Annotated in this window: 23 protein-coding genes, 1 tRNA gene, 2 pseudogenes and 1 riboswitch; of the genes and pseudogenes, 21 read left to right on the forward strand and 5 right to left on the reverse strand. The window is 72.1% G+C overall.

Going from position 1 to position 25,218, the window contains the following annotated elements:
• The first annotated feature begins 43 nt into the window (after positions 1–43).
• From murD to ACFE76_RS10395, 15 genes are all read left to right on the forward strand, one after another.
• The gene (gene murD / locus ACFE76_RS10325) at positions 44–1,540 is read left to right on the forward strand and encodes a UDP-N-acetylmuramoyl-L-alanine--D-glutamate ligase (protein ID WP_375431661.1); all 1,497 of its coding nucleotides are present in this window, start codon (positions 44–46) and stop codon (positions 1,538–1,540) included.
• Positions 1,541–1,685: 145 nt separating this feature from the next.
• On the forward strand, positions 1,686–2,912 hold the full coding sequence (ftsW, locus tag ACFE76_RS10330; protein ID WP_375431662.1) for a putative lipid II flippase FtsW: 1,227 nt from the start codon (positions 1,686–1,688) through the stop codon (positions 2,910–2,912).
• The gene (locus ACFE76_RS10335) at positions 2,909–4,018 is read left to right on the forward strand and encodes a glycosyltransferase (RefSeq protein ID WP_375431663.1); all 1,110 of its coding nucleotides are present in this window, start codon (positions 2,909–2,911) and stop codon (positions 4,016–4,018) included. The genes ftsW and ACFE76_RS10335 overlap by 4 nt, the downstream gene beginning before the upstream one ends.
• The gene (murC, locus tag ACFE76_RS10340) at positions 4,018–5,451 is read left to right on the forward strand and encodes a UDP-N-acetylmuramate--L-alanine ligase (RefSeq protein WP_375431664.1); all 1,434 of its coding nucleotides are present in this window, start codon (positions 4,018–4,020) and stop codon (positions 5,449–5,451) included. Before ACFE76_RS10335 ends, murC begins: the two co-directional genes overlap by 1 nt.
• Positions 5,448–6,218 carry a cell division protein FtsQ/DivIB gene (locus ACFE76_RS10345; RefSeq protein ID WP_375431665.1) on the forward strand — a complete coding sequence of 257 codons (771 nt, stop codon included), beginning with the start codon at positions 5,448–5,450 and terminating at the stop codon, positions 6,216–6,218. The genes murC and ACFE76_RS10345 overlap by 4 nt, the downstream gene beginning before the upstream one ends.
• 448 nt (positions 6,219–6,666) lie before the next feature.
• Positions 6,667–7,851, forward strand: a complete 1,185-nt coding sequence (ftsZ, locus tag ACFE76_RS10350; RefSeq protein WP_375431666.1) for a cell division protein FtsZ — start codon at positions 6,667–6,669, stop codon at positions 7,849–7,851.
• Positions 7,852–7,997: 146 nt separating this feature from the next.
• A complete protein-coding gene (locus ACFE76_RS10355; RefSeq protein ID WP_375431667.1) occupies positions 7,998–8,534 on the forward strand; it encodes a cell division protein SepF in 537 nt (178 codons plus the stop codon).
• Positions 8,535–8,655: 121 nt separating this feature from the next.
• A complete protein-coding gene (locus tag ACFE76_RS10360; RefSeq protein WP_375431668.1) occupies positions 8,656–8,949 on the forward strand; it encodes a YggT family protein in 294 nt (97 codons plus the stop codon).
• Between the two features lie 127 nt (positions 8,950–9,076).
• Positions 9,077–9,997, forward strand: a complete 921-nt coding sequence (locus ACFE76_RS10365; RefSeq protein WP_375431708.1) for a DivIVA domain-containing protein — start codon at positions 9,077–9,079, stop codon at positions 9,995–9,997.
• Positions 9,998–10,165: 168 nt separating this feature from the next.
• Positions 10,166–10,645 (forward strand): TraR/DksA family transcriptional regulator, encoded by a 480-nt coding sequence (locus tag ACFE76_RS10370; protein WP_375431669.1) that lies wholly within the window; start codon positions 10,166–10,168, stop codon positions 10,643–10,645.
• 62 nt (positions 10,646–10,707) lie between these two features.
• Complete coding sequence (locus ACFE76_RS10375; protein WP_375431670.1) at positions 10,708–11,277, forward strand: signal peptidase II; 570 nt, start codon at positions 10,708–10,710, stop codon at positions 11,275–11,277.
• Positions 11,270–12,196, forward strand: coding sequence for an RluA family pseudouridine synthase (locus tag ACFE76_RS10380; protein WP_375431671.1), 927 nt, complete (start codon positions 11,270–11,272; stop codon positions 12,194–12,196). Before ACFE76_RS10375 ends, ACFE76_RS10380 begins: the two co-directional genes overlap by 8 nt.
• A 117-nt stretch (positions 12,197–12,313) precedes the next feature.
• Positions 12,314–13,729, forward strand: a complete 1,416-nt coding sequence (gene pyk / locus ACFE76_RS10385) for a pyruvate kinase (protein WP_375431672.1) — start codon at positions 12,314–12,316, stop codon at positions 13,727–13,729.
• A gap of 82 nt (positions 13,730–13,811) precedes the next feature.
• Positions 13,812–14,069: a hypothetical protein gene (locus ACFE76_RS10390; RefSeq protein ID WP_375431673.1), complete on the forward strand. Its 258-nt coding sequence runs from the start codon at positions 13,812–13,814 to the stop codon at positions 14,067–14,069.
• Between the two features lie 41 nt (positions 14,070–14,110).
• Positions 14,111–14,455: a type II toxin-antitoxin system VapC family toxin gene (locus ACFE76_RS10395; protein ID WP_375431709.1), complete on the forward strand. Its 345-nt coding sequence runs from the start codon at positions 14,111–14,113 to the stop codon at positions 14,453–14,455.
• A 20-nt stretch (positions 14,456–14,475) separates the two neighbouring features.
• Here the strand turns inward: ACFE76_RS10395 and ACFE76_RS10400 are convergent, their stop codons facing one another.
• Positions 14,476–15,171, reverse strand: a complete 696-nt coding sequence (locus tag ACFE76_RS10400) for a GAF and ANTAR domain-containing protein (protein ID WP_375431674.1) — start codon at positions 15,169–15,171, stop codon at positions 14,476–14,478.
• A gap of 283 nt (positions 15,172–15,454) precedes the next feature.
• On the opposite strand from ACFE76_RS10400, the gene ACFE76_RS10405 reads away from it, so the two are divergent.
• Both ACFE76_RS10405 and ACFE76_RS10410 read left to right on the forward strand, forming a co-directional pair.
• Positions 15,455–15,745, forward strand: coding sequence for a hypothetical protein (locus ACFE76_RS10405; protein WP_375431675.1), 291 nt, complete (start codon positions 15,455–15,457; stop codon positions 15,743–15,745).
• Positions 15,745–15,999 (forward strand): annotated as a pseudogene (locus tag ACFE76_RS10410) (WhiB family transcriptional regulator); the annotation flags it as partial. The gene ACFE76_RS10405 and the pseudogene ACFE76_RS10410, both read left to right, overlap by 1 nt.
• Positions 16,000–16,176: 177 nt before the next feature.
• Here ACFE76_RS10410 and ACFE76_RS10415 read toward each other — a convergent pair.
• Positions 16,177–16,259, reverse strand: a tRNA-Leu gene (locus ACFE76_RS10415).
• Between the two features lie 186 nt (positions 16,260–16,445).
• Positions 16,446–16,562, reverse strand: a pseudogene (locus ACFE76_RS10420) (hypothetical protein); the annotation flags it as partial.
• A 4-nt stretch (positions 16,563–16,566) separates the two neighbouring features.
• Positions 16,567–16,673: riboswitch (cobalamin riboswitch) on the reverse strand.
• A 129-nt stretch (positions 16,674–16,802) separates the two neighbouring features.
• Here ACFE76_RS10420 and ACFE76_RS10425 point away from each other — a divergent pair.
• Together ACFE76_RS10425 and ACFE76_RS10430 are read left to right on the forward strand one after the other, a co-directional pair.
• Entirely contained in the window at positions 16,803–17,735 is a 933-nt protein-coding gene (locus ACFE76_RS10425; protein ID WP_375431676.1) for a cobalamin-binding protein, read from the forward strand.
• 2 nt (positions 17,736–17,737) lie between these two features.
• Positions 17,738–18,532: a (2Fe-2S)-binding protein gene (locus tag ACFE76_RS10430; RefSeq protein ID WP_375431677.1), complete on the forward strand. Its 795-nt coding sequence runs from the start codon at positions 17,738–17,740 to the stop codon at positions 18,530–18,532.
• 247 nt (positions 18,533–18,779) lie between these two features.
• Here the strand turns inward: ACFE76_RS10430 and ACFE76_RS10435 are convergent, their stop codons facing one another.
• Together ACFE76_RS10435 and ACFE76_RS10440 are read right to left on the reverse strand one after the other, a co-directional pair.
• Positions 18,780–20,318 (reverse strand): ATP-binding cassette domain-containing protein, encoded by a 1,539-nt coding sequence (locus tag ACFE76_RS10435; protein ID WP_375431678.1) that lies wholly within the window; start codon positions 20,316–20,318, stop codon positions 18,780–18,782.
• Positions 20,315–23,377, reverse strand: coding sequence for a hypothetical protein (locus tag ACFE76_RS10440; RefSeq protein ID WP_375431679.1), 3,063 nt, complete (start codon positions 23,375–23,377; stop codon positions 20,315–20,317). The genes ACFE76_RS10435 and ACFE76_RS10440 overlap by 4 nt, the downstream gene beginning before the upstream one ends.
• A 136-nt stretch (positions 23,378–23,513) precedes the next feature.
• Between ACFE76_RS10440 and ACFE76_RS10445 the strand changes: the two genes are divergently transcribed.
• Positions 23,514–24,137, forward strand: a complete 624-nt coding sequence (locus ACFE76_RS10445) for an ANTAR domain-containing response regulator (RefSeq protein WP_375431710.1) — start codon at positions 23,514–23,516, stop codon at positions 24,135–24,137.
• A 107-nt stretch (positions 24,138–24,244) separates the two neighbouring features.
• Entirely contained in the window at positions 24,245–25,207 is a 963-nt protein-coding gene (locus ACFE76_RS10450) for a type IV toxin-antitoxin system AbiEi family antitoxin domain-containing protein (RefSeq protein ID WP_375431680.1), read from the forward strand.
• The last annotated feature ends 11 nt before the right edge of the window (positions 25,208–25,218 follow it).

Here is a 25,218-nt window from a genome sequence, read left to right on the forward strand (position 1 = left end):
AGTACCCAGCAGCAGGGCGCCGACGGCGAGTGCTGGTCGAAGGGTGCCGGTCGTGAGTGTCAGCTGGCTGCCCGCCGCCGACGGGGCGTCGCCGTGGGAGCAGGCGCACGTGGTGGTGGCCGGGGTCGGGGTGTCCGGGTTCGCGGCGGCGGACGGGCTGTTGCAGTTCGGCGCGCGGGTCACCGTGCTGGACGACTCGGCGAGTGCCGCCAACGCCGACAAGGGCGCGTTGCTGGAGGTGCTGGGCGGGACGGTCCGGCTCGGTCCGGGCTCGACGGCAACCCTGCCGGCCGACGCCGACCTGGTGATCACCACCGGCTGGTCGCCGGCGAACCCGCTGCTGGCCGCCGCTGCTGCGCGCGGAATCCCGATCTGGAGCGAGGTCGAGCTCGCCTGGCGGCTCAGCCGGCCGGCGAAGGTGATCCCGTGGCTCGGCATCACCGGCACCAACGGCAAGACCACGACCACCCAGATGCTCGAGTCGATGCTGCAGGCCTCCGGGCTGCGCACGGCCGCGGTCGGCAACATCGGCCGGCCGGTGATGGAGATCGTGCTCGACCCCGAGCCGTACGACGTGCTGGCCGTGGAGCTGTCCAGCCACCAGCTGCACTGGTCGCACTCACTCGCCCTGCACTCGGCCGCCGTGCTCAACCTGCAGCCCGACCACCTGGAGTGGCACGGCTCGTACGAGGCCTACTCGGCGGCGAAGGCCACCATCTACGAACGGGTCTCGGTCAGCTGCGTCTACAACGTGGCCGATCCCGCCACCGAGCGGATGGTCGAGCAGGCCGAGGTGGTCGAGGGCGCGCGCGCCATCGGCTTCACCCTCGGCACCCCCGGGCCGTCGATGCTCGGCGTCGTCGAGGACCTGGTCGTCGACCGTGCCTTCATCGAGCAGCGCCGCGACTCCGCGCTCGAGCTGGCCAAGCTGAGCGACATCACCCCCTTCGCGCCACACAACGTGGCCAACGCCCTCGCCGCCGCCGCGCTGGCCCGCTCGTACGGCGTGCATCCGCTCGCGGTCCGCGACGGGCTGCGCAACGTCACCCTCGGCTCGCACAAGATCCAGACCGTCACCGAACGCGACGGCGTCCGCTGGGTCGACGACTCCAAGGCCACCAACCCGCACGCGGCGGACGCGGCCCTGCGGGCGTTCGGGTCGACCGAGCCAGGTGATCCGGCCGGCCAGGTCGTGTGGATCGCCGGCGGACAGGCCAAGGGCACCACCTTCGACGACCTGGTGGCGACCCACGCCGGCCGGCTCCGGGGGGCCGTGCTGCTCGGGGTGGACCGGGCGGTGATCGGGGAGGCACTCGCTCGACACGCGCCCGAGGTCCCCGTCCGGGTCATCGAGGCAACCGACACTAGAGCCATGGAGCAGGCCGTGGCGGCGGCTGCCTCGCTGGCTCGACCAGGCGATGTGGTGCTGCTCGCCCCGGGGTGCGCCAGCAAGGACATGTACACCGACTACGCCGCCCGCGGCCACGCCTTCGTGCAGGCGATCCGGGGGCTCAGCTCCGGACCGGGCCGGACGGGGTAGCCGAGCGACGAAGGAGCACCACGCTGTGGCGACACTGAACCCCCCGCGAGGCGGGGCCTCCACAGCCGGATCCCCTCCGGCCGACCCCGCGGCGCCACGTGGCTCGGGCAAGCGCGCGCGGCTGGCCGCCGGGCCACGGTCGAGCGTGGCGTCGGAGGTGCTCGGCTGGTTGCGGGCGGTCCTCGACCGGCCGATGACCAGCTATCACCTCGTGCTCGGCTCGGTCGCACTGCTGCTCATCCTCGGGCTGATGATGGTGCTCTCGGCCTCCAGCGTCAACGCCTACGTCAATTTCGGCGACTCGTACTACTACGTGAAGCGACAGGCGCTGTTCCTCGGCGCCGGCCTGGTCGGCGCGGTCGTGGTGATGCGGATGCCGACCAACGCGCTGCGCGCGCTCAGCTGGTTCGCCATCGGTCTGGCCGTGGTGCTACTGACGCTGACCTACACCAAGCTCGGGATCGAGAAGGGCGGCAACCGGAACTGGCTCTATCTCGGGTCGGAGGCCTTCTCGGTCCAGCCGGCCGAGTTCGCCAAGCTGGCGATGATCATCTGGGGCGCGGACGTACTGGCCCGCAAGCAGCGGCTGCTCGACCGGCCGCTGCACCTGCTGGTGCCCTACCTGCCGGTGAGCGGCCTGCTGATCCTGCTCGTGGTGTTCCAGGGGGACGCCGGGACCGCGGTCGTGATGGCCGCCATCGTCGCCGGGGTGCTCTGGATCGTCGGCGCCCCGCTGCGGCTGCTCGGCCTGCTGGGCGGCATCGGCGGGCTCGGCGTGGTCGGCCTCTTCGTCACCAGCGCCAACCGGATGCGCCGGCTGGCGGCCTTCCTCGACCCCACCGCCGACCTGAACGGGGCCAACGACCAGTCGTCCGCCGGTGTGGAGGCGATCGCCTCCGGCGGCTGGTGGGGCGTCAACATCGGCGGCAGCCGGCAGAAGTGGGGCAGCCTCCCCGAGGCGCACACCGACTACATCTTCGCTGTCCTCGGCGAAGAGCTGGGCTTTTTCGGCGCTCTGATGGTGCTGGCGTTGTTCCTGGTCCTCGGCTACGCCGGGATCCGGATCGCCACCCGAGTCGCGGACCCGTTCTCCCGTTACGCCGCGGGCGGGGTCACCATCTGGTTCATGGTCCAGGCGCTGGTCAACCTGGCGGTCGTGCTGCGGCTGCTGCCGGTCGCCGGCGTCCCGCTGCCGCTGGTCTCCTACGGCGGCTCGTCGCTGCTCGCCAACCTCCTCGCGATCGGTGTCCTGCTGGGCTGCGCCCGCCGCGAGCCGGCCGCCCACAAGGTGCTGGGCGCCAAGTCGACGCGCCGCAACCGGGCCCGGGTCAGCACCGTCGTCGGGTCGCGGACAGGCCGGAGCGGCGGGTGAACGGCGCCCCGGCTCCGCCGTCGGTCGTGCTGGCCGGTGGCGGCACCTCCGGCCACACCTCGCCGCTGATCGCCACCGCCGAGGAGCTGCGGCGCCAGCACCCCGAGGCGCGGCTGACCGCCGTCGGCACCGCCCGCGGGCTGGAGGTCACGGTGGTCCCGGCGGCCGGGCTGACGCTGGAGCTGATCCCGCCCGTCCCGCTGCCCCGGACGCCCGGCGTCGACCAGGCCCTCGTGGGCGTCCGGCTGTGGCGCGCGGTCGCCGCGTCGGTGGCGCTGCTGCGTCGGGTCGAGGCCGACGTGGTGCTGGGCTTCGGCGGCTACGTCTCCACCCCGGTCTACCTGGCCGCTCGCCGGCTGGGCCTACCGATCGTGCTGCACGAGCAGAACGCGCTGCCCGGCCTGGCCAACCGGCTCGCCGCTCGGCTCACCCGGCACGTCTACACCTCCTTCCCGGACACGCCGCTGCCGCACGCCAGCTACCTCGGGCTGCCGTTGCGCCGTTCGATCACCACTCTCGACACCGCGGCGGCCCGGCCGGCGGCGCGGGCGACGTTCGGGCTGCCCGGGACCGGTCCGGTGCTGCTGGTCAGCGGCGGCTCGCAGGGCGCGGCCAGCATCAACCGCGCCGTGCTCGGGGCCCGGACGGCACTGCTCGCCGCCGGGGTGTCGGTGCTGCACGTGCTCGGCCCCAAGAACCTGACCGCTGAAGCGGTGCCGGAGTCCGACGAGGCCAGCGGGGCGGCGTACCGACCCGTCGGGTACGTCGATGCGATGGAGGACGCGTACGCCGCCGCGGACCTGATGCTGGGCCGTTGCGGGGCGAGCACGGTGCTGGAGACCGCTGCGGTGACCCTGCCCGCGGTCTTCGTGCCGTACCCGCACGGCAACGGCGAGCAGGGCCGCAACGCCGAGCTCGTCGTCGGGGCCGGCGGCGGTCTGCTGCTGGACGACGCCGACTGCACCCCGGCCTGGGTCACCGACACCGTGCCCGCGCTGCTGGCCGACGACGTCCGGCTGGCCGGGATGACCGCGGCCCTCCGCGGCGTTGCCCGGCTGGACGCCGCGTCTCAGCTCGCGTCCCGGACGTGGGAGGTGTGTCACTGATGGGTTTGGTCGATCCGGTCGAGCTGGTTCCTGTCGCCGAGCTGGGGCCGGTGCACTTCATCGCTATCGGCGGTTCCGGGATGAACGGCATCGCCACCATGCTGACCCAGCTGGGGGTGTCGGTCAGCGGCAGCGACCGGTCCGACTCGGCGTACCTGCGCGCCCTCGAGACCTCCGGCGCCCGGGTGCACGTCGGGCACGCCGCCGACCAGCTGGGTGACGCGCAGACCGTGGTCGCCTCGTCGGCGATCCGGGAGGACAACCCCGAGCTGGCCGAGGCCCGCCGCCGCGGGCTGCGGGTGCTGCACCGCAGCGCCGCTCTGGGTTCGTTGATGCTCGACCGCCGCGGAGTGGCCGTCGCCGGCACCCACGGCAAGACCACCACCACCGCGATGCTGGCCCGGGTGCTGACCGGCTGCGGGCTCGACCCGTCGTTCGTCATCGGCGGCGCCCTCACCGGCACCAAGACCGGGGGCCACCTCGGCGGCGGCGACGTCTTCGTGGTCGAGGCCGACGAGAGCGACGGCTCGTTCCTGCAGTACCCGGCCGAGGTGGCGGTGGTCACCAACGTCGACCCCGACCACCTGAGCAACTGGGGGACCGCGGAGCACTACGCCGACGGGTTCCTCACCTTCGCCACGTCCGCCCGGGTGCGGCTGCTGGTGGTCAGCGCGGACGACCCGGGGGCGGTGACGCTCACTGCTCGCGTGCGGGCCACCCTCGGCGACCGGCCTGACCCGCTGACGGTCCTCACCTTCGGCGAACACCCGGACGCCGACGTCCGGATCAGCGACGCGCGTTTCGCCGGTACGGGCTCGGCGTTCACCCTCACCGCCGACGGCCACGGCGGACCAGTCACGCTGTCGGTCCCGGGTCACTACAACGTGCTCAACGCCGCCGCCACGTACGCCGTCGCCACCTGGCTGGGCGCGCCCGGGGCGGGGGTCCGCGGGCAGCTCGACGGCTACGCCGGCACCAACCGCCGCTTCCAGCTGGTGGGCACCGTCGACGGCATCCGCGTCTTCGACGACTACGCTCACCACCCGACCGAGGTGCGCAACACGCTGCTTGCCGCCCGGACCGGCGTCGGTGACGGCCGGGTCGTCGTCTGCTTCCAGCCCCACCTCTACACCCGTACCCGCGACTTCTCGCGCGAGCTGGCCGCCGCGCTCGAGCTGGCCGACGAGGCCGTCGTGATGGACGTCTGCGGAGACCGCGAAGACCCGATCCCGGGCGTCGACGGCGCCCTGGTCGCGCACGCGGTCGGCGGGGCGACCCACGTCACCTACGAGCCCGACTGGGACCTCGCTGCCCCGACGGTGGCGCGGATCGCCCGGCCGGGCGATCTCGTCATCACCGTCGGCTGCGGCGACGTCACCAAGGTCGCGCCCAAGATCGTGTCCGAGCTGACCCTGACCCGAGGAGCCGCATGATTCCCACCGCCGTCGACACCCGACGCGGGTCGAGCACTCAGCCGACCCGGGCGGGCGCGTCCGTGCCCGGCCCGTTGCGCGCCGAGCTGCAGCGTCGCCGGTCGCGTCGCCGCGCGCTCGTCCGGGCAGCGGTCGTCCTGCTGCTCGTGCTGCTGCTGGCCGTCGCCGGCTGGCTGGTCGCGTTCTCGTCGGTCTTCGCGGCCCGACACGTCACGGTGGCCGGTCAGCACCACCTCACGGCGGCACAGGTACGGACCGCGGCCGCGGTCCCGCTGGGTCGACCGCTGGCTCGGCAGGACCTCGACGCCATCGCCGCCCGTGCGGCGACGCTGCCGCAGGCGGACACGGTCCGGGTGGTGCGCGACTGGCCGAACACCGTGGCCGTCACCGTCGTCGAACGCGCACCCCTGCTCGCCGTGCTGCAGCCGAACGGCTACTCGCTCGTCGACGGCCACGGGATCGCGTACGAGACGAGCGACTCCATCCCCGACGGCGTGGTCCGCGCCGACGCCGACCCGACCAACTCTGCGCTGCTGGCCCAACTCGGCATCGTCGCAGCCGCCCTGCCCGAGGGCCTCCGTGGTCGGGTGACCCGGCTGCAGGCCACGTCGGCCGAGGACATCACCGTCGACCTCCGCGGCGGCCTGACCGTCCGCTGGGGCGACGCCTCGGAGTCCTCGCTCAAGGCCGAGATCGTGAACGCTCTGCGCAAGAAGGCCAAGACCGCCATCGACGTCTCGGCCCCGCACACCCCGGCCGTGCGCTGATCCCAGACGGAGCGCAACCCCTTCGGGGCCCTCGACAGGCTCGGGACGCGTAGCTGAGGTTGTCGAAGGCACAGAAACCACGCGCCCTGAGCTTGTCGAAGGCACAGAAACCACGCGCCCTGAGCTTGTCGAAGGCACCGAAACCACGCGCCCTGAGCTTGTCGAAGGCACAGAAACCACGCGCCCTGAGCTTGTCGAAGGCCTCGAAGAGGTTGCGCCTCCGGCACCACTGCGCGCTCGACCTCTAGTTCAGGGTGAGTATTCGGTGCCATTCGCTGATCGGTGGGCGTGTCACCGGCTCTGAGATGGACACTCGTCCGGTCCTTCTCATAGCCTCGTCGCAACGCCGGTCGTCCCCCTCCAGAGCCCTTCCCCCTCGACTGCAGGTCCAGACTTTCGCGCGCCACCCCAGTCGTCACCCAGCTTGGAAGAAGAGGCGGAACAACCCGTGGTCTCTGCATCACAGAACTACCTGGCCATCATCAAGGTGGTCGGCGTCGGCGGCGGCGGCGTCAACGCCGTCAACCGGATGATCGAAGCCGGCCTGCGGGGGGTCGAGTTCATCGCGGTGAACACCGACGCCCAGGCGTTGCTGATGAGCGACGCCGACGTCAAGCTCGACATCGGCCGGGAGCTCACCCGCGGTCTGGGGGCGGGCGCGGACCCGGACAAGGGCCGGCAGGCGGCCGAGGACCACGCCCAGGACATCGAGGACGCGCTCAAGGGCGCTGACATGGTGTTCGTCACCGCGGGCGAGGGCGGCGGTACCGGCACCGGTGGCGCGCCGGTCGTGGCCCGGATCGCCCGGGCGTTGGGTGCGCTGACCATCGGCGTCGTCACCCGCCCCTTCTCCTTCGAGGGCAAGCGTCGAGCGACCCAGGCCGAGGCAGGCATCGCCGGTCTGCGCGAAGAGGTCGACACGCTGATCGTCATCCCGAACGACAAGCTGCTGCAGATGGTCGACCACCAGATCGCCATCCTCGACGCGTTCAAGCAGGCTGACCAGGTGCTGATGCAGGGTGTCTCCGGCATCACCGACCTGATCACCACCCCCGGCCTGATCAACCTCGACTTCGCCGACGTGAAGGCGGTCATGTCCAACGCCGGGTCGGCGCTGATGGGCATCGGCTCCGCTCGCGGTGAGGACCGAGCTCGGGCCGCGGCCGAGATGGCGGTGTCCTCGCCCCTGCTGGAAGCCAGCATCGACGGCGCCCACGGGGTGCTGCTCTCGATCGCCGGCGGTTCCGACCTCGGCCTGTTCGAGGTCTCCGCGGCGGCGAACCTGATCCAGAGCGCTGCCCACGAGGACGCCAACATCATCTTCGGCACCGTGATCGACGACGCGCTCGGCGACGAGGTGCGGGTCACCGTGATCGCGGCCGGCTTCGAGGGCGGTCAGCCCCCGCGTCGCCAGCCCGGGATCAGCCGGGCGGCTGCGCTGCCGAACGGTGGCGGTCGGCCGAGCACCCCGGCCACCTCGACCCCGACCCAGTCGGCGCCCGCTCCGGCCGGCATCGGCAGCGCCCCTCGACCGGCGACGACGAGCCCTTCGGCCGCGCCGACGACCCCGGCACCCCGGCCGTCCCGGCCCGCCGACGACGACGACCTGGACATCCCGGACTTCATGAAGTGAGCCGGGCCCCAGGTGGCTGACGAGCGCCGCCGCGGTCCGCGTGTCGGTGGTGCACCTGACCGGCAACGGGACCGGCGGCCGGTAGCCTCAGCGGCAGTGCCGTCACGGCGCTGGGCAACTGGTTCGGCTAGGCGAGGATGGGGCAGATGGCGGAGAGACTGAAGCGGGCGGCGGCGTGGCTGGGTCTGGTCACCGACGACCGGTACGGCGACTACGACGATGCCGACGGCTCGGAGCGGACCGAGGGCATCAGCCGCGAGGAGCTGCTCGGTGAGCAGGACCGGCAGCCGGCCAGCGTCACGCCGCTCGAGGCTCGTCGTCCCGTCCCGGTCACCCACGGGTCGACCCCTGTTCCCACCTCGGGTGCGGTCCCCGCACCCGCCCCTCAACCCCGGACGGCTGACGTGACCCGCATCATCACCGTGCACCCCCGGACCTACAACGAGGCACGCACCATCGGTGAGCACTACCGTGACGGCGTCCCGGTGATCATGAACCTGACCGAGATGGAGGACGTGGACGCCAAGCGTCTCGTCGACTTCGCCGCCGGGCTGATCTTCGGCCTGCGCGGGACCATCGAGCGGGTGACGAGCAAGGTCTTCCTGCTGTCGCCGCAGAACGTGACGGTCACCGCGGAGGACAAGGAGCGGATCGCCGCGGGCGGCTTCTTCAACCAGAGCTGACGCTGGCCCTCGCGCAAGCCGCGGATCTCAGTCCGGTGCTCTCGTTGGCCGCAGGGCCTACGCTGGAGGGGTCCGCATCGCCGTCCGACGCGACTGCCGTAGCAGAACAGGTTGATCCAAAGTGTTGATCGTCGGTCTTCTCATCCGGTACGTGCTGAGCGCCTTCTTGCTGCTCCTGTTCGGCCGGATGATCCTGTCCTGGGTCCCGGTGCTGGTCCGCGACTGGCAGCCGAGGGGTCCGATGTTGGTGGTCGCCGAGATCATCTACTCGATCACCGACCCGCCGCTGCGGGCGCTCCGCAAGGTCTTGCGGCCGGTGCGGATCGGCAACGTGATGCTCGACCTTGCCTTCATCGGCCTCTTCATCCTGGTCAGCATCCTGCAGCAGGTGAACGCGTCGATCTTCTTCCGCTGATCGTCTGACACTTCCTTCATCAGCTCCCGCCACGCTTGCGGAGCAGTGTGTGTTCCCCTCGGGGATTAGGTACGGTGACGGGGCTGGGTGAATTTGCTCGGTGTTCCTGTGATGTGTCGAGGTGAAGATGTCGCTGTCGTTGGACGATGTGCGCAACAAGCGGTTCCGGATGGCCCGCAAGTCCGGGTACGAGGTGCTGGAGGTCGACGAGTTCGTCGACGAGGTCGAAGAGACCTTCGGCCAGCTGTTCGAGGAGAACCAGAACCTCAAGAAGCAGGTCGAGGCGCTGAAGGCCGCCCCCGCCCCCCAGGCTGCTGCTGCCGAGCCGGCCGCCCCCGCGAAGGTTGGCCCCGAGAAGGTTGGCCCTGAGAAGTCCGGCCCGAGCTCCACCACGGCTGAGTCCCCGACCGCTCCGGCGCCGGTCCAGCCCGCTGGCGAGCGGCTGGTGGTGACCACCTCCAAGGAGGCGAGCTCCGCCGTCGTGCGCCTGGTCGAGATGTCGACCGAGCAGTCCGAGCGGCTGGTCGCCGAGGCCACCGCCGAGGCCGACCAGCTCCGCAGCGCGGCCGCCGAGAAGGCCGAGCAGCTCACGACCGAGGCCAGGGCCCGGGTGCAGAAAGTCGAGAGCGACGCCCGTACCCATGCGGAGCGGCTGCAGGCCGACGCGCTCAAGCGGGCCGAGTCCCTGGACCGCGAGACCGAGACCCGGCGCCGCGAGATGTTCGGCGAGCTGGAGCGCCAGCGCGACCAGCTGACCTCCACGGTCAACGCGCTCCGCGGTTTCGAGTCGACCTACCGCGCCAACCTGACCCGGCACCTGCAGGGTCAGATCGAGGCGCTCCGCTCTGGTCGTGAGGAGCCGGCCGACCCGCCGGCCGCCCTCGCGTCGGCTCCGGCCGCACCGACCGACGGTGGGTCTGAGTCACCGGCGGTGTCGACTCCCGAGTCCAGCGCAGCCAGCACCGCCGAGGGCGACAAGCCCGCAACCGGTGACGGTACGGCGAGCGACACCCCGCGTCTGGACGCACTCCTGGGCGACCAGCGCTGAGGGACCTGTCCTTCGCCCCGTACGCCTCATCAGCCCCGCAGGGCCTGCTTCGGCGGGCCCTGCGGTGCGTCTGGTCACTCCACAGCCAATTCTTGGCGCGGAGCGTTGAGTAAACGTTCCGCACCGCCTACTGTCTCTGCGTCACTGCAACCCATAAAGGGGTCCTTCATGTCCACGGCACGACAGGCACCGGCGATTCACGCCCTGCCGGTGAAAGACACTTCACCCAGCAAGCACGTCGAGCCGACCAACGCGAGCCAGCTGCCCGTCCGGGCCGGTGAGGACCCGTGGACCGAGGCTGAGCTCGCCGAGGTGATCGAGATCCTCGAGGCCGACATCGTCCGGTTCCGCGACCAGCTGGCGACCTCGACCGCCGAGCTGGTCGGTCTGCTGCGTGACGGTACCGAGGGCGCTGGTCGCGACCCGGCCGACGTGGGTTCGGCCAACTTCGAGCGGGACGCCGAGATGTCGCTGGCCAACAACGCCCGCGAGATGCTCGACCAGTCCAAGCTCGCGCTGCGCCACATCGAGCTCGCGACGTACGGCAGCTGCGACAACTGTGGTCAGCCGATCGGCAAGGGCCGGCTGCAGGCTTTCCCGCGGGCCACCTTGTGCGTGAAGTGCAAGCAGCGCGAGGAACGCCGATAGCGCAGGCAGCGGCGGAGCGGGCGCCGGTCCTCACCAAGGGACGGCGTCATCGGCTGTGGGCGATGTTCGCAGCGGTCGCACTGGTCGGGCTGTCCCTCGACGTCTCGACCAAGGTGATCGTCGTCGACCGGCTGGAGCCTCTGGTGCCGGTCCGGCTGCTGGGCGGTCTGCTGCAGCTGCGGCTCATCCGCAACCCAGGGGCCGCCTTCTCCTCCGGGGAGCGGTTCACCGCCGTCTTCGCGTTGGCGGCCGTGCTGGTGCTGATCTTCGTCCTGGTCAGGCTGGTGCCCCGGCTGGGCCACCCCGCCTGGGCTGTCGCTCTCGGCCTGCTCTGCGCCGGGGTGAGCGGCAACCTGGTCGACCGCATCTTCCGCGCGCCCGGGGTGCTGCGGGGGCACGTGGTCGACTTCCTCGAGCTGCCGCACTGGCCGATCTTCAACGTCGCCGACATGTGCATCACCAGCGCCGCCGTGTTGATCATGGTGCTCGCGGTGATCAAGAACGTCGGTATCAGCGGCGAGCGGTACGTCCGCACCCCGCCTGAGCAACCTGAGCCTGTCGAAGGCCTCGAAGATGTTGCGCCCACCTCGGCCGCCGACGAAGCCCCCCGCGACGAGCGCGACCGTGGCTGAGCACCGCGTCGTCCTGGTGCCCGACGGGCTCGAGGGCGAACGCGCGGACGCGGCCATGGCCCGGATGCTTGGCCTGTCGCGTAGCCGGTCCGCGGAGCTGATCGGCCGAGGCCTGGTGCAGATGGACGGCGCCACCATCGCAAAGTCGGACCGGGTATCAGCCGGTGCCATGCTCGAGGTCGACCTGGACGAGGCGCCGCGCGAGGCCTCTGTCGTCCCCGAGACAGTGTCGGGGCTCCGGATCGTCTACGACGACGACGACATCGTGGTCGTCGACAAGCCGGTCTGGGTCGCCGCCCACCCGAGCCTCGGCTGGACGGGTCCGTCCGTGCTCGGCCACCTGGCCGGCGCAGGCTTCCGGATCTCCACCTCCGGGGTGCCGGAGCGCCAAGGCATCGTGCAGCGGCTCGACGTCGGCACGTCCGGGCTGATGGTGGTGGCCAAGAGCGAGCGCGCGTACACGGTGCTCAAGCGGGCGTTCAAGAGCCGTACGGTCGACAAGACCTACCACGCCCTCGTGCAGGGCCACCCCGACCCGTTCACCGGGACGATCGACGCGCCGATCGGCCGGCACCCCGGGCCGGAGTACAAGATGGCGATCACCGCGGACGGCCGACCGAGCGTCACCCACTACGACACCATCGACGCCCACATCGGGACCACGCTGCTGGAGATCAAGCTCGAGACCGGACGCACCCACCAGATCCGGGTGCACATGGCGGCGATCAAGCACCCGTGCGCCGGTGACCCGACCTACGGCGCTGACCCGGTGATGGCTGCCCGGCTGGGGCTGGAACGGCAGTGGCTGCACGCCGTCCGGCTCGGCTTCACCCACCCCACGACCGGGGATCAGATCGAGCTCACCTCGCCCTACCCCGCCGACCTCGAGCACGCCCTGGAGGTCGTGCGTCGCGGATAGGAGGGTGGTGTCCAAACGCCGGCCTACTGCGCGGCCGCCGTCTCACACCACCCCCCTAGCGGACCAGTGGGTCAGGCGGTCCGTACCCGCCCAGCCGCTCCCGCTAGTGTCGGAGTCGTGCGAAGAGCCAAAATTGTCTGCACGTTGGGGCCAGCGTCCTCTGCGCCCGAGCGTCTCATCGAGCTGGTCGCGGCCGGCATGGACGTCGCCCGGCTGAACATGAGCCACGGCGAGTACGCCGACCACCTCAGCAACCTGCAGAACGTGCGGGCGGCGGCGCAGTCCACCGGTCGTCCGGTCGGTGTGCTGGCCGACCTGCAGGGGCCGAAGATCCGGCTCGGCCGGTTCGCCTCGGGCAAGGAGGTGCTGGTCGACGGTGCCACTTTCGCCATCACCGTCGACGACATCGCCGGTGACGGCCACCGCTGCTCCACGACCTACAAGGGCCTGCCCGGTGACGTCCACCCCGGCGACCTGATCCTGATCGACGACGGCCGGCTGATGCTCAAGGCGTCCGAGGTCACCGCGACCGACGTCATCACCGAGGTCGTCGTCGGCGGTCCGGTCAGCAACAACAAGGGCATCAACCTGCCCGGCGTGGCCGTCAGCGTGCCCGCGATGAGCGACAAGGACTGCGACGACCTGCGCTGGGCGCTGCAGAACGGCGTCGACATGGTCGCGCTGTCCTTCGTCCGTAGCGCCAAGGACATCGAGATCGTGCACCAGATCATGGCCGAGGAGGGCCGCAAGGTCCCGGTCATCGCCAAGATCGAAAAGCCCCAGGCGGTCGAGAACCTCGACGAGATCATCGACGCCTTCGACGCGGTGATGGTCGCCCGCGGTGACCTGGGCGTCGAGCTGCCGCTCGAAGAGGTGCCGCTGGTCCAGAAGCGGATCGTCACCGCAGCCCGTCGCTGGGCCAAGCCCGTGATCGTGGCCACCCAGATGCTCGAGTCGATGATCTCCGCGCCGCGGCCCACCCGGGCCGAGGCCTCCGACGTCGCCAACGCCATCCTCGACGGTGCCGACGCGGTGATGCTGTCCGGTGAGACCAGCGTCGGGGAGTATCCGGTGGTCACCGTGCAGACGATGGCCCGGATCGTCGACAACACCGAGTCGCACGGCCTGGAGCGGATGCAGGACATCGACTGGGACCCGCACACCACCAGCGGCGTGATCACCAAGGCCGCCGCCGAGGTCGGAGAGCGGATCGGGGCCAAGTTCCTGGTCGCCTTCACCCACTCCGGTGACGCCGCCCGGCGGCTGTCCCGGCTGCGGTCGGAGATCCCGGTGCTGGCGTTCACCCCCGTCGAGCAGACGCGGGCCGCGCTCACCCTCAGCTGGGGCGTCGAGTCGTTCCTGGTCCCGATGGTCGGGCACACCGACGACATGATCCGTCAGGTCGACCAGGCCCTGATCGACACCGGCCGGATCGCCGAAGGCGAGCGCGTGGTCATCGTCGCCGGCTCCCCGCCGGGAGTCGCCGGCCACACCAACATGGTTCGAGTGCGTCGCATCGGCGCGCCCTTGTGAATGGCCTCGCTTCGCTCGGCTGCGTGGGTTCGTTGCGAGTCAGTCCATACAGTCTGTATGTGTTGAGAGCTAGTCTTGATGGATGTCGTCGTTGCTGCAGATTCGAGACGTGCCGGAAGACCAGAGACGGGCGCTGAAGGCGCGGGCAGCCGAGCGTGGGGAGTCTCTGAACTCCTACCTGCTCAGTGTGATCAGCCTTGAGGTAGCCAAACCCCTGGTGGCGGAGGTGCTCGACCGCGCGGCGGCTCGCGCTGAGCGAGCCCGGGCTTCGGCTTTGGACTCGGTCACTGCCGCCAGGTCGGGTCGTGAGGCTGATCTCGACGGACGCCCGACGACGTGATCGTCGTGGACAGCGTGGCTCTCGTTGACGCGTTGAGCGGAGTGGACGGGTCAGGAGCACTTCGGGCTCGCTTGGCTGATGGTGATCTGCACGCCCCGACCCTCGTTGACTTCGAGGTCGTGTCGGCTCTGCGAGGCCTCACTCTCGGTGGTCACCTGAGCCGCGAACGCGCGGAGGACCTCCTGACCGACTTCGACGATCTGCGGATCGAGCGATGGGCGGCCGAGCACGCTCTTCGGTGGCGTGCCTTCCAGCTGCGCCACAACCTTTCCGCCTACGACGCTGCGTACGTCGCGTTGGCGGAGGCATTGAGCTGCCCGTTGCTCACTCGCGACGCCCGGCTCGCCCGCTCCAGCGGACACGACGTTCGGATCGAAGTCCTCTAACAACAGGGGAGCCGTCGACGTCAGTCGGTGCCGAAGGGCTTGCCGGGTCCGGGCAGCCCGCCGCTGATCTGGGCGACAAGATCGGTGGCGACCTCGCGGAGCTTGCGGTTGCTGTTCTGCGAATACCGGCGGAGCAGGTCGAACGCCTGCGCGGCCGTGCAGCGCTGCTGCGTCATGATGATGCCGAGGGCCTGGTCGATCACCGTTCGTGAGTTGAGCGCCGCTTCGAGCTGGGCGAGCAGGATGCCGTCCTGCTGTTGCCGGGTCGCGAGCCGCAGCAGCACGGCGGCGTGCCTTGCGAAGGCCACGCACTGCCGGCGCTCGGTCGTGCCGAACGTCACGGCGGGGTCGAAGGAGTACACGTTCAGCGCCGCCAGGGTCACGCCGCCCGCGATCATCGGCAGGCTCAGCGACGCGCGCAGACCCTGGCCGCGCGCGACCACGCAGTAAGCGGGCCAGCGCGTCTCGGTCGCCACGTCCGCACTCTCCACGGCCAGTCCGGTGTTCAACGCCTGCAGACAGGGACCGCCGTCACGGTCGTACTGCGTCTCGTCCAGCAGCTCCGCCTGGTCGTCGCTGGACGCCACCGTCAACACCGAGCCCGCGTACCGCGCCGTGATCCCGACGGAGGCACCCGGGAACAGCTCTGCTGCCAGTCCCGCAACGCCCTCCAGGAAGGCGTCCACGTCGGCGAAGCTCAAGAGCAGCGACTGCAAGCTCTCAAAGATCGGGGCAGGAGCATCGAAGGTGTCGTCCACAGCCGGCCGTCCGGCCCGCGAGGGGCCTATCGGTCTAGAACCGAAGACGACCAGGCTCAGAAGGCCCGATCTGGTAAACCCACGGTGGGTCCAGCCTACGCTCAGAAGGCGGTCGACAGCCTGCGACGAGACGTCGGGCGACGGTTGCCCACCACGGCCGACAGCGGTTAGGCTTGCCGCGGTTGGGGAAGCAGCCGACGTGCTCGGGCGCGTCCTCAGCTCTCACGAACAGGCCTCCCCAGTGATCTTCCCCAGCGAGACCGCTACCGTCCAGTCTTCACCGGACCGGCCTCCCTTCACCCTGCCGGCCGAGCTGGTCTGGCAGATCGAGTCCCTTGTCGCCATACCCTGCGATCCTCGGGACCGGGCGGCGGCGATCGCCGCCGTCGTCGATGAGATCTGCCAGGCGGCAGCGTGGCTGCACGGAGCGGACGCGGATCACGAGGAACTCGCGAGCCTGGCGCCGCTGGTCGAGGCGGCCCTGGCCCACGAGGCACGGATGTCTGTGCTCGCGGCGGGCGGTCCTCGGTGATGGCGGGGGACTGGCACTCCCGGGCGGCCTGCCTGGGTGTGGATCCCGACCTCTTCTTCCCGGTCGGTAGCACGGGACCCGCCCTCGGCGCCCTGGCCGACGCCCAACGGGTCTGCGCACGCTGCCCGGTCCGTGAGGACTGCTTGCGGTGGGCCCTGGACAACGACATCGACCACGGCGTGTGGGGCGGCGTGGGCGAGGACCAGCGTCGGTCGTTGCGGCGACGGTCCGCCCGGAACCGGAACAGCAGGTCCCTCAGGGCCAGCGAGGTCCGTGGCGCCCGAGAGATCGAGTGGCAGGGTTCCGGCGACGGTGTCCCCAGGAGCCGCACGCGCTGAGCTCCCATGGTGGCCCCGTCGCGCCGGCCCCGAGAGGCGGCACCTGATCACGCCCGATCCGCAGCCGAAGCGAAGCGAGCCCGTCCAACAGGGTGCCGGGAAGGGGAGTCGAACCCCTATGTCCTTGCGGACAGACGGGTTTGAGCCGTCCGCGTATACCTTTCCGCCACCCCGGCGGGTGGTGCCGCGTAGGTCTCGCGGGCCCGCCAAGTCTGCCACAGCGGCGGCCGTGGCGGGATCGGCCCAGCCGGGTGCGGATCTGAGTGTCGTCGCGGACGCCGGCGGTGGTGCTTCCGAACGCGTCGACCGCCCGGGTCGAGTAGTCGGGCCGCTCGTCTCGACGGAGCGGCGGTCCCGACCCGTTCGAGGTCGAGGACCTCTTCTCCCACGCCGAGCGCCAACGGACGGGCGGTGTCGGCACGGGGTTGGTCACCGCGGACGAACGGCCAGTCCAGCACCGTGACCGGCCCGCTCAGCATGCCCTTCACGGGCTACTGGCCGTCGCTTCCCCGACCTCACCGGCCAGTGCCTGTTGACGGCGGCCGGTCCCAGAGACCGCGGCGGGGCAGTCCCGGATTCTCACCGGGTTCCCCTTCCCCCTGCCACCCGACACCTGAGGACGCAGAGCGACAGGACCCGTCGCATCGGGAGCAGTGATCGTCAACCGGGCCAAGGGCGGCGGTTTCTCATCGCCGGCTGGTCCGACGTAGCGTCGCAGGATGCGGATTGTCTCGTTGCTGCCCTCGACGACCGAGATCTTGTTCGCGGTCGGGGCCGGACCCGACGTGGTGGGGGTGACCTTCGAGTGCGACTACCCCGCCGCAGCCCGGAGTCGGACCATCGTGTCGACCTCGACGATGCCGCCCGGACTGACACCGTCGGAGATCGACGCCTTCGTGTCGGCCGCGCTTCGACGTGGCGACGACCTGTACCGCCTCGACCGCGGGGCGCTGGCCGACCTGGACGCCGACCTGGTGCTCACCCAGGACCTGTGCGCCGTGTGCGCGGTCGACGTGTCCACCGTCGACGACGCACTGTCCCATCTCGGCGGCCACGCCGAGGTCCTCACCGTTGACCCGCACACCCTCGACGACGTCTTCACCTCCATCCTCGTGATCGGAGAGATCACCGGACACGTGGCAGCGGCGGTCGAGCTGGTCGCTGAGCAACGGTCCCGGCTGGCCGCCGTCCGGGCCCGGGTCGCCGGTCGGGCACGCCCCCGGGTTCTGCTGCTGGAGTGGACCGACCCGCCCTTCACGCCCGGGCACTGGGTTCCCGACATGATCACCGCAGCCGGCGGCGAACCGCTGCTCGGCGACGCCGGGGCGCCGTCTCGTCGTACGACGTGGGCGGCGATCCACGCCAGCCAGCCGGAGCTGATCGTCGTCGCACCGTGCGGCTACGACCGGACCGAAGCCGAGGAGCTCGCCGAGGGCCTGGTCCGATCCGGGAACCTTCCGGTGGGCGTGCCCGTCGTCGCGGTCGACGCCAACGCCAGCTGGGCCAGGCCTGGCACCCGCCTCGTCGACGGCGTCGACGAGCTCGCCCGCCACCTCCACCCGTACCAGGGGCCGCACGATCCTCACTCGCTGGTGTCGACCTCGTCGGCTGCGGGTTCACCCCCGATGCGCAACCCTGCTGGGAAGGAGTGACGGTGAGTGACCAGGGATGGCAGCAGCTGGGTCGGTTCGGCCCCTTCTTCGCCGTCAGCGTCCTCGACGACCACGACGAGACCACCCGCGCCGCGGCGGGGTGGCTGTCGCTGACGGCGTTGGTGGAGGAGCCGGACCTGTTGACCGGACGGATCGCGGCGGTCCGCCGGGCCTTGGCCGGACCAGCGCCCGGCATGGCCCCAGGAGGCTTGCCGGCCCGGGTGGCGGTGTCGGTGACCCAGCTCGGTCTGACCGCCCGGCTGGTCGCCGTCGCGTTGGCGGCGGCCGTAGACCGGCTCGAGGTACCCGGCTCGGCAGGCCTGGTCTTCCAGGACCGGCTGGGCGGGCCATATCCGCTGGGCGTCCTCTCCCCGTGCGGAGCTCAGACCCTCACGCCTGCTGGGTGGCCGGATGCACTGCTCGCACTGGTCCGGCCGATCACCCAGGCCGCCATCGACGTCCACGGCTTGTCGGCCCAGGTCGGGCGGGGCAACGTGGCGTCGGCGCTGGCGAGCGCGGTCAGGATGATCACCGCCGTCGACCCTGGCGCTGGTACGCAGGCCCGGGCGTTGGCTGGGCTGGCGTTCGCCACGGCAGAGCTGCACGGGACCGGCAGCAGCGACGATGCCGGCGTCTTCCGGCGCCGCAGCTGTTGCCTGATCTATCGGTTGGCGACCGATCCGGTGTTCTGCGGCGACTGCGTGCTGGCCGGCCGCGACCGGTCGAGCCGCCCGTCGAGCAGTCGGCCGGCGAGTGGCCCGAGCACCAGGCCGAGCGTGCCCCACAGCAGCACCTGAGCGATCCCCGGGCCCAGCCGGACGGCGACAGCCCTGACGTGGTCGTGGTCCAGCCGACCCCGATGGCCCGGGCTGCCGGGTCGGCCGGTGTGGGCTCGGCAGGATCGACAACGACGAGCTCGACGCTGTGGTCGGTCGGGTCACCGACGGAGGTCCCGGTCAGGTCGCCGTCCCCGAGTGCTGACGGCGATCGGGGCGTTTCCCTCATGGCCGCCGGGCGACGACGTCACCGCCGGCCCCCACGAGATCAGCCCAACCGGACCGTCCGGGGTGCGTGCCCGACGAAGCGGGGGTCGTGCGAGGCGACGAGCAGGGCCCGGCCCACGGCCAGCTCGGCGAGCACGGCGTCCAGCACCGCGGCCGCGGAGGCGTCGTCCTGCTGAGAGGTGGGTTCGTCGAGCAGCAGCAGGGGTGCGTCCGACACCAGGCAGCGGGCGAGTGAGGTCCGTTGCCGTTCACCACCCGACAGCAGCCCCGCGCGGCGTTCGAGCAGCGGTGCCAGGCCGAGCGCGTCGGCGACCTCGCTCACCCGCCCGGGTGCGCCGAACTCGCCGCGGACGGCGGCGGCCACTTCCAGGTTCTCCCGGACGGTGAGCGCCTCGAGCAGGCTGGCCTGCTGCGGGGACAGGGCCACCCAGCGGCGACGGAAGTCCGCCCGGGCGGACCGGTCGAGGCCGGTCCAGGCACGGCCGGCCACCCGTACGGTGCCGGCGCTCGGGTCGGTCAGTCCGGCGAGCAGGGCCAGCAGGGTCGTCTTGCCCGAACCGGACGGGCCGCTGACCACGGCCCACTCACCGCCGCCGAGCGCCAGGTCGAGGCCGGTGAAGACTGTCCGCGGACCGAACCGGACGGCCACGCCCGACAGCAGCGCCAGGGCGGCGTCCGGGCTCGCCGCGACCGGGGTACGCGGCCGGCTCGCCGACTGTTCCGGGGCCTCGGCGGCAGGGGAGGGGTCCACCCGTACCGGATCCAGCCGCAGGTGGTCGCGGTGCAGGTGGGCCACGAGGCCGGTCGGCGGAGCGGGGGAGAACCGTTCCGTCGGCACCCGGATCCAGCCTCGGCTGTCGAGCACCTGCTCCTCGCGCTCGGTGTCGGGGTACCACTGCTCGGCGGTCCGGCCGTCGCGGATCCGGACGGCGCGGTCGGCGTAGGCGATGGTGCGCGGGTCGTGACTGACCACGATCACCCCGCTGCCCCGGGCCGCGACCGCGCTGAGCAGGTCGTACACCTCGGCGGCGGCCGAGGCGTCGAGCTCACCGGTGGGCTCGTCGGCCAGCACCAGGGACGGGTGGTGCGCGACTGCGGCACCGATCGCGACCCGGGCAGCCTCGCCGCCGGAGAGCCGCGGCACCGAGGACGAAGCCAACGACGCCAGCCCGAGCTGGTCGAGGGTCTCCGCCGCCCGCGTCCGCGCCTGCCGTCGGGACCGGCCCGTCGTCCAGAGCTGCAGGGCGACGTTGTCCAGCACACTGAGCTCTGGCAGCAGGCTGCGGCGTGCGTGCTGGTCCACGAACCCGACGGCGCGGGCCCGCCAGCGGCGACGTTCGGCGGCGCCCATCGTGTGCAGAGCGGCGTCCCCGACCGCCACGGTGCCGGCGGCCACTGGCTGTTCGCCGGTGATGACCCGCAGCAGGGTGGACTTGCCGGAGCCGTTCGGGCCCTGCACCAGCAGCCGCTCGCCCGCCCGCAGGCTGAGGTCGGCGCCCCGCAGCGCCATCACCGACCGGCCGGCCGTGGCGTAGGCGACGAAGACGTCGCGTACCTCGAGCAGCGAAGCGTCGGTCACCGCAGGTCCGTGTCCGGAGCGACGGGCCGGGGCTGCCGGTAGGCGGTCGCGGTCAGCGCGAGCACGGCGAGGACCGCGAGCAGCAGCGCCCCGACGACCCCGGCCACCCCGGCCAGGCTCGGCAGGGTGACCCGGAGCGGCGGTTCCACCGGCACCCCGCCCGGGCCCAGCGTGAGCAGCTGGACGGCCACCCACTCGACCACCAGGCCGCCGGCCATCCCGAGCGGGACCGCCACCAGCAGCAGGGAGGCGCGCAGCCGCAGCACCGTACGCAGCCGAGCGGGCCGCACCCCGTCGAGCTCGAGCGCGAGCTGGTCGGCGGCGACGCGTTCCTGGTCGGCGCGGACCGCGGTCAGCAGCGCGACCAGGGTCAGCAGCAGGGTGCCGACGCCGACGACGGTGAGGAAACCGGTCGTCCGGCTGCTCACCGGGTCGGCGGCGATGGCGGCGGCCAGGTCGGTCCGGTACGCCACGTCGACTCCGGCGGCGACGGCCGGTTCCAGGGCGTTCCGGACGGCCGGCAGCGACGTGGCGGGTACGGTCACCCACAGCTGGCTGACCACCGCGGTGCCGGGGGCCGAACGGTCGAGCAGCTGCGCGACCTGGTCGCGCGCCGCCAGCACGAACGGGCCGGAGACCCCGGGCAGCCGGGGCAACACGGCGACCACCTGGGCGGGGACGGGTTGGTCGCGGACGGACAGCGAGAGTCGCCCGGTCGGGCCAGCCGTCGCGGCGGTCACCGGGTCGACCGCCACCGGGACCGGCCTCAGCGCGGCCCGCGGCACGTACGCCGGGTCGAGCACCACCCGGGTGCCGTTCAGCCGGTAGTCGACGTCCAGCCGGTCGGCGGTCCGGTGCAGCGTCGCCGTGTCGCTGCCCCAGGCCGACCAGGACCAGTCGAGCGGGGTGCCGTCGACGGCGACCCGGGTGAACCGCAGCGTGCCGCCCGCGAGGGCGCGGTCGGTCGTCCCCTCACCGACCCCGTGCTGACGGCGCACCAGGTGCACGTCCGACTCGGCCACCTCGAGGGCCCGTACCTGCCGGTCGGAGCCCGCCGGCAGCACTCCGATGAGCTGCGACCCCGAGCGGCGCAGCACCACTCGTTCCTCGCGCCCGTCGGGCCGCGAGGTCCACAGCGCCACGGTGATGTCGGCGTTGACGCCGAGGACCGTGAACGTGACCCGCCGGCCATCGGAGGGCAGCACGGGCGGGGCCGCGGGCGCCGCTGCGGCCGGTGTCAGTCGGGCCGCGAGGTCGGTCGCGGACACCCCGGCCCCCGTGGTGGCGGCGAAGCGGTTCACCGCGGGCAGGGCGTCGAGGTCGATCCCGGTCAGCGGCAGGGTGACCGCGTGCTCGGTCCCGGCGAAGACGGTGACCGGCGCCGTGACGAGGGGGTGCACGGCGACCTGCGGGGAGAGCGCCAGCAGGGCGGGGACGTCGACCGCATCCTGCGGGGCGGGGACGGCCCCGGTGCCTCGGACGCTGACGTCGAGCGGTACGGCCGCGGCGGCCTGGTCGCCGGCGGAGGTGTGCAGGCTCTGGCGGTAGCCGGCGGTGAACACCCCGAAGCAGCTCGTGGCGGCCAGCAGCCCCGCCGCCGTCAGCGGTAGCAGCGGCCGACGGCGAGCGCCCAAGACGGCGACCCGGCGGACGGCCGCGGCCTGCCCGTCCGCTCCGGGGTCGACCGGAGTGCGCCTGCGCTGGACCCGAGGGCGGGTCAGGCCGGCCAACGGCCGCCAGACCAGCGCGGTGAGCAGCCCGGTGGCGAGCACGAGGGACAGCACCAGCTGGGCCGGCAGGCCGCCGTCGGTGGCGGAGGTGCCGCTGGTCAGGACCAGGACCGGCAGGCCGACGGCGACCGCCAGCGCTCCGCCGAGGAACCAGGTGGCCAGGGGCGCGGCGTCGCTGGGCCACCGGGTGACGAGCACGGTCAGCAGCACCGCAGCCACGGCCAACGCCAGCAGGGTGGGGACGCTGGCCGTCGCAGCCTTCAGCGCGGCTTCCCACGGCGTCTCGCCCTCGGGTCGGGCGCCCCACCAGAGCACGGTCGCTCCGGCTCCGACGACCAGGCCGGTGACCACGACCGTCGCCGCCTGGAGCACCAGCACGAGCAGTACCTGACTGGTCCGGGCGCCCCGTCGGGTCAGCAGCCGGGCCAGGTGCTGGGTACGGGGCCGCAGCGCCGCCGCCGCGACCACGCAGAAGATCAGCGTCAGCAGTCCCGCTCCGCGACCGAGAGCCCGCAGCCGCGTCGACGCCTGGTCCGCCCGGGCCGCCGCAGCCCGGACCTCGGCTTCGGGCCAGCTGACCGACAGCGGTCCGGCGTCCCCGACCGCCTCGGGCAGGCCGTCGAGCACCCGCCCGACCTGGCTCGGTCCGAGCGCGGCGGTCCGCGCGCCGTCCAGCTGGGCGAACCAGGCGGTGTTACGGCCGAACAGCTCGAGCGAGGTCAGACCGGCCAGCTGACCGGGATCGGCGCCGAGCAGCAGCGGCAGCCCCGGTTCGGCCAGTCCGAGGCCGGTCAGCCGGGAGTCGGTCAGCACGGCGGTGCCCGTGACGACCACCCCGAGCTGTCGGGCGGCGGCCGGGTCCACCGTGGCCGCGGCAGCCGTACCGGCCGTACCAGGGGTGATCGCGAGCACCTCGCAGGAGGTGGCCGGGCATCGCGCGGGCAGCCGACCGGAGGTCAGCCGGACGCTCGTGGCCAGCGGGCTCAGTGCTGCGAGCGCCACGTCCTGTCCCGCCAGGGAGAGCGGCCGGAAGGTCAGCGAACGGGCGGGCTGCGTCACCCCGATGGCGGCGTACGACGCCTGCACCTGACGGTCGGCTGCCTCCAGCTCTGGCCCTGCGACCACCCGGGTCGTGATGGCCAGCACCGCCCGCTGCGGGACCGGCAGGGAGTCGACGGCCGCCGTGGTCGCGGCCCGGGAGGCGTCGCCGGCCAGGCCCGCCGCATAGACCGGCAGCAGTCCGGCCAGGCAGGTGCCCAGCGCCAGCAGCAGCCACACCGCCGGCCGGTGCCGCAGCTCCGCCGCGGCCAGCGCGATCTCGACCCGCACCCTGGCCCACCTCCTGATGCCGCCCTGGCAGCGCGGGAACCAGTATCGCGGCTGCCGGCCACCGCCGTCGCGCCGATCTGTCCTGGGCCCGGGCGTGGCCGTGACCGGTGGGCGTAACACAAGGCTGGTTACAGTGATCCTCGTGACCAGCATCGACACTTCAGGGAAGAACGGCGCATCGACGCGTGTGGTCGTGGCAGAGGACGAGGTCCTGATCCGCCTGGACCTGGTGGAGATGCTGACCGAAGAGGGCTACGACGTCGTCGGTCAGGCCGGCGACGGCGAGACGGCGGTGGCGCTGACCACCGAGCTGCGTCCGGACCTCGTCGTGATGGACGTCAAGATGCCCAAGCTGGACGGGATCAGTGCCGCCGAGCAGATCGCCACCGCCCGGATCGCTCCCGTGGTGATGCTCACCGCATTCAGCCAGCGCGAGCTGGTCGACCGGGCACGGCAGGCTGGCGCAATGGCGTACGTGGTGAAGCCGTTCGGCAAGGCCGACCTCGTCCCGGCGATCGAGATGGCCGTCGCCCGCTTCGCCGAGATCAAGGCCGTCGAGGCCGAGGTGAGCGACCTGACCGAACGGCTCGAGTCGCGCAAGGCCGTCGACCGCGCCAAGGGCCTGCTGCAGGCCGGCCTCGGGCTGACCGAGCCGGAAGCCTTCCGCTGGATCCAAAAGACGGCGATGGACCTGCGCAAGTCGATGCGCGAGGTCGCCGAAGGCGTCATCGAGCACGGCGGCGCCGCCAAGAAGCGCTAGCTGGTCTCGGACTCCCCCGTCGTCCACAGGCTGGAGGCGCGGTCGTCGCTGTCCACAGATGTGGCCGGGGCCGGCACATCGAGGCCTGGGATCCGCATCCTCCAGATGTGCACTCGCGACTTGCCGTTCCTGAAGGGCTGCTTCGGCTCGCGTCGCAGCAGGCCGGCGTCCTCACCACGGAGCAGGCGCTGGGCTTCGGGCTCAGCGAACCGATCCTGGCTCGGCTCTGCCGAGATGGGCTGTGGACCAGGCTCGGCCGCGGGGTCTACCGGACGGGTGAGGGTGACCCGGACTGGTCGACGCTCGCCTGGGCTGGCGTCCTGCTCGGCGGCGACGAGGCCCGGCTCGGGCCGCACGCCTCTGCTTACCTGTGGAGCATCGGCGAGCCGCCCGACCCGGTCGACGTCCTGGTGCCGGTCGCCACGTCCCGGGTCTCGCGCGGTCACTGGGCGTTCGTCCGCGAGCGGCCCGGGGTCCGGTCAGCCCGTACGGTGGGCTCGCCACCTCGGCTCACGGCGGCCGACACCGTGCTGGACCTCGTAGCAGGCGCTGATCAGTCGGCTGCAGTCGACCTCGTCATCCGAGCAACAGCCCAGCGCGTGGTGTCGCCCGCCGCGCTGCGCAGGTCGCTGGGCGACCGCGCCCAGCACCGGTACCGGGCGCTGCTGCAGGAACTGCTCGGCGACGTGGCCGACGGGGTGGAGTCACGGCTGGAACTGCGATACCTCCGTGACGTCGAGCGGGCCCACGGCCTGCCCGAAGGCAACCGCCAGCGCTACCGCGGCGGGCTGCGGCACCGGACCGACGTCGGCTACGACGACTTCGCCCTGCTGGTGGAGCTCGACGGCCGCCTCGGCCATGAAGGGGCGGGGCGGTTCCGCGACTACCGCCGCGACAACGACTTCGCGCTGCGTCAGCTCCTGACCCTGCGCTACGGCTGGTTCGACGTGGTGGACCGGCCCTGCCGGGTGGCCTTCCAGGTGGGTTCGGTGATGGTCTCGCGCGGCTGGTTGGGGCTACCGCAGCGCTGTTCCCGGTGTGTCCAGGTGCCCGTCGCGGACTTGTGTTGAGAAACCTCTCG

Source organism: uncultured Friedmanniella sp. (genome assembly GCF_964244005.1).
Lineage (GTDB): Bacteria > Actinomycetota > Actinomycetes > Propionibacteriales > Propionibacteriaceae > Microlunatus.

Bases quoted from the DNA above. Each gene is read 5' to 3' on its own strand.
- murC (WP_375431664.1), top strand. From the start codon at position 4,018: ATGGGTTTGGTCGATCCGGTCGAGCTGGTTCCTGTCGCCGAGCTGGGG.
- ACFE76_RS10345 (WP_375431665.1), top strand. From the start codon at position 5,448: ATGATTCCCACCGCCGTCGACACCCGACGCGGGTCGAGCACTCAGCCG.
- ACFE76_RS10355 (WP_375431667.1), top strand. From the start codon at position 7,998: ATGGCGGAGAGACTGAAGCGGGCGGCGGCGTGGCTGGGTCTGGTCACC.
- ACFE76_RS10365 (WP_375431708.1), top strand. From the start codon at position 9,077: ATGTCGCTGTCGTTGGACGATGTGCGCAACAAGCGGTTCCGGATGGCC.
- ACFE76_RS10370 (WP_375431669.1), top strand. From the start codon at position 10,166: ATGTCCACGGCACGACAGGCACCGGCGATTCACGCCCTGCCGGTGAAA.
- ACFE76_RS10375 (WP_375431670.1), top strand. From the start codon at position 10,708: ATGTTCGCAGCGGTCGCACTGGTCGGGCTGTCCCTCGACGTCTCGACC.
- ACFE76_RS10390 (WP_375431673.1), top strand. From the start codon at position 13,812: ATGTCGTCGTTGCTGCAGATTCGAGACGTGCCGGAAGACCAGAGACGG.
- ACFE76_RS10425 (WP_375431676.1), top strand. From the start codon at position 16,803: ATGCGGATTGTCTCGTTGCTGCCCTCGACGACCGAGATCTTGTTCGCG.